This window comes from Salipiger sp. HF18, from assembly GCF_011806505.1.
GTDB lineage: Bacteria > Pseudomonadota > Alphaproteobacteria > Rhodobacterales > Rhodobacteraceae > Salipiger > Salipiger thiooxidans.
The window spans coordinates 1-3,530 of sequence record NZ_JAATOS010000408.1 but is presented as its reverse complement, the minus strand read 5'-3'; the positions used below and the strand labels follow the sequence as shown (position 1 = coordinate 3,530).

Sequence of the window (3,530 nt, the reverse complement as noted above, 5' to 3'; positions counted from 1 at the left end):
CTCCCCTCTCTCCTCCTTCTCCTTTCCTCTCTCCTTAATGGGCGTCGGGCTGGCCGATGGCCCCGGCGAAGGCGACAGCCGGGTGCGCCAGCAGCGCCTCTTCGATCTCGGCGGGGTCGATGTTGTGGCCGCCGCGGATGATCAGGTCCTTGGCGCGCCCGGTGATCCAGAGGTAGCCATCCGCGTCCATGCGCCCGAGGTCGCCGGTGCGCAGGTAGATGCCCTCGTGGAAGAGGTCATGGTTCTTGTCGACCTCGGTATAGGTCGAGCCGGGGAAGACGCCGGGGTTGGCGACGCAGATCTCGCCCACCTCGTCGATGGCGCATTCGCACGGACCCTCGGCGGTCTGCTGGATGATCTTCACATGGGTGTAGGGGAAGGGAATGCCGATGGAGCCCACCTTCTTCACCCCCGCAGGCGGGTTCACCGACACGAGGCAGGTGGCTTCGGTCAGGCCGTAGCCCTCGCAGATCGTCACGCCGCAGGCGGCCTCGAAACGCTTGAACAGCTCCAGCGGCATCGGCGCCGACCCCGAAAAGGCCGCGCGCACGCTCGAGATGTCCGCGTCCACCTTGCGCTGCATCAGCGCCGAGACCGCGGTCGGCACGGTGATGACGAAGCTGATCTTCCAGCGCTCGCAGAGCTTCCAGAAATTGTCGAAGACCCCCTCGCCCCGGTAGCCCGCAGGCGTCGGGAAGACCACGTGCGCGCCCGAGCAGATCGCCGACATCAGGATCACGTGCACCGCGAAGACGTGGAACAGCGGCAGGGGACACATGATGTTGTCCTCTTCGGTGAAGAGCAGCTCGTTCCCCAGCCAGCCGTTGTAGAGCATCCCCGAGTAGAGATGCTGCGCCACCTTCGGCATGCCCGTCGTGCCGCCGGTGTGGAAATAGGCCGCGACCCGGTCGGTCTGGCTGTCGCGGAAGGTCAGCGTCTTCGGCTGCTTGCGCATCTCGCGGTTGAAGCAGAGCACGTCCGCATGCGGGTTCACGGTGACCTTGGGCCGCAGGAAGGGCACGATCCACGACTTGGGCGGGCTCAGGTAGCGGTTCAGGTCGACCTCGAGCACGGTGGTCACGTGCGGCGCGTGGCGGCAGGCTTCGGCCACCTTCTGGGCGATGTCGGTCTTTGGGAACGGCTTCAGCGTCACCACGATCCTGGCGTCGGTCTCGCGCAGGATGGCGGCGATCTGCTCGGGCTCGAGCAGCGGGTTGATCGGGTTGACGATCCCCGCCACCGCGCCGCCGAGCAGCGCGCAGACGGCCTCGGTGCAGTTGGGCAGCACGTAGGCCACCACGTCGTTCTCGCCGATGCCGAGGCTGCGGAACAGGTTCGCCGCCTGCGTGCTGCGCTCGAACAGCTCGCGCCAGCTCAGGGTCTCGGCGGGATCGCCCGGCCCCGACAGCAGCTGGTAGCTGACCGCAGGGCGGTCGGGATGGGCCTTGGCGGTCTTCTCGAGCTGGCCATAGAGCGTCGTGGGCACGCCACGCGCCTCCCACGGCATTTCGGCTTCGATGGCATCTCTTTCGGCCACGGACGCAAAGGTCATGGACGGTGCTCCTCCCTCATCTCCCGCGCATCGCAGGGATCTGTGTTCCTCGCCGAATAGTCTGGAAAGGAACCCGCGCCCGCGCAAGGGGACGGGACGCTACGGCAATCTCCTCGCGACGCAACGTCCCGGCGCGGGGGACTCAGCGCCCTGCCCGGCCGGCCTTGCGAAGGAGGCCACTATAGAGCAGCAGGCCCCACGGCGCGAGGGTCTCCTGCACCCGGGTCCAGAGCAGTCCGAAGCCCAGCGCATCCAGCCTTGCGGCGCGGGCGATCTCGTCCAGCGTGCGCTGCCCGTCGATGGCGGCGATGAGCGCCGCCGCCTCGTGCGGGAGCGACAGCTCGGCCGAGAGCTGCCCCAGCCGCAGCGGCAGCGGCTTGCCATGGGCCACGGCGCGGGCGAGCGTCTGGCGCTGCACGCCGCGCAGGTGCGGCACGAGGCTGCGGTTGCTGCCGGTGGCCACGGTCGCGGCGCTGTCGTCGGGAACGGCATAGGCCACGTGCATGCGGATGGTGCCGCGCAGCTTCTCGGCCACCGCCATCTGCTCCTCGGGCGCCATGCCCTCGGGCACATCGGCGATGCGGGACAGGTCGTAGATCGCGGGCGTGGTGAAGCTGGCCAGCCGCCAGCCGGTGGCGCCCAGCGTGCCCAGCAGGTCGGCCACCGAATAGGCGCGGTCCTGCCCGTGCAGCAACAGGTCGTAGAAGCCCGCGTCGCTGGCGTGGTGATCGCCGAGGTTTCGGTTCGCGATGAACGGATGCCCCTCGGGCAGCGCCGCCACGATGCGCCTGGCGCGGTCGAGCCGCTCGGCCGGGGCGAGCCCGTCGAAGAGCGCGCCGAAGGCCTCCTGCAGCGGGTAGACGCCGCTGCGGCCGTAGGGGGCGTAGACCATGAAGCCCATGCCGCCGCCCGGCGCCAGCGCCGCACGCAGCGCCCGGAAGCCGGCCTCGGGCTCGGGCAGGTGGTGCAGCACGCCGCAGCAGTCGATGTAGTCGAAGGGCCCCAGCGCCGCGGCATCAAGCAGGCTGCCGGTGCGGAAGGTGATGGTGTTGAGGCCACGCGCCGCGGCGCGGGCCTCGGCGATCTCGCGCGAGGCGGTGGAGAGGTCGAGATAGGTGATCTCGGCAGGAGCGCCGGCCTTGTCCATCAGCGTGGCGAGCTGGATCACCCCGTCGCCGGTACCGCCACCTGCCACCAGCACCCGCAGCGGCCGCGACCAGTCGCGCTGCCCGGACCACAGGAAGTGGTCCATCTCGAGCGGATGCGACGGCGAGCCCGTGATCAGCCTGTCCTTTTCATCGGCCGGATCGCGCTCCGGGTAGGGATAAGCCTCGTATTGTTCCTTGACCGTAACCATGTGCCTGCTCTCTTCGCGCCGCGCGGACCCTCGCACGGGCGGCGTGGAATGTCCAAGCCTCAGCGGGCCTTGCGGGCGAGCTCGATGCGCGCCTCGAGCAGCGAAACCTCCTGCATGATGCGCCGTCGCTCGCTGCGGTCGGCGGTCTCGAGCAGCGTCTCGCGCAGCCTGGCCAACTCGCGCGAGAGCGACACGAACTCGGGCACCGCGCCGTTGTCCTTGAGGATGCGGTTGAAGACCGCGTTCTCGGGATCGTCGCAGGGCGGCAGCGGCTTGCCCGCACCGGGGAGGTTGTCGAAGGCGCCCTCCTCCTCGGCCTTGCGGATGCGCGCGTTTATGAGGTCGATCAGCGGATGGTCCATGGGCTCACTGCTGCTGTTGCTGCTCCTGCGCGAGGCGTTCGAGCTCGGCCTCGCGCCGGGCCAACGCCTCGGGGCGCCAGGTGGTGGAGCGGCGGTAATACTCGGGGAAGACCTGCGCGCCCTCGGGGAAGGTGATCCACGGGTGCGCGGTGGTGGTGTAGATGTGCACATCGGGGGTGATGCGGGCGGCGTCGACGAGAGTGCCGGCGCGGACGAAGGCGAAGCCCCGCCCCGCGCCGGAATAATGCGACCAGAGCGT

General features: G+C 69.3%; 3 protein-coding genes and 1 pseudogene. All 4 read right to left on the bottom strand.

The features are described from left to right. Positions 1–34: 34 nt before the first annotated feature. Positions 35–1,552 (bottom strand): acyl-CoA synthetase, encoded by a 1,518-nt coding sequence (locus tag HC022_RS21465; RefSeq protein ID WP_254885216.1) that lies wholly within the window; start codon positions 1,550–1,552, stop codon positions 35–37. Between the two features lie 142 nt (positions 1,553–1,694). Beyond that, positions 1,695–2,909: a bifunctional 2-polyprenyl-6-hydroxyphenol methylase/3-demethylubiquinol 3-O-methyltransferase UbiG gene (locus HC022_RS21460; protein ID WP_167453770.1), complete on the bottom strand. Its 1,215-nt coding sequence runs from the start codon at positions 2,907–2,909 to the stop codon at positions 1,695–1,697. Between the two features lie 59 nt (positions 2,910–2,968). Beyond that, positions 2,969–3,271 (bottom strand): DUF1992 domain-containing protein, encoded by a 303-nt coding sequence (locus HC022_RS21455; protein ID WP_167453769.1) that lies wholly within the window; start codon positions 3,269–3,271, stop codon positions 2,969–2,971. 4 nt (positions 3,272–3,275) lie between these two features. Continuing rightward, a pseudogene (locus HC022_RS21450) lies at positions 3,276–3,530 on the bottom strand (GFA family protein); the annotation flags it as partial.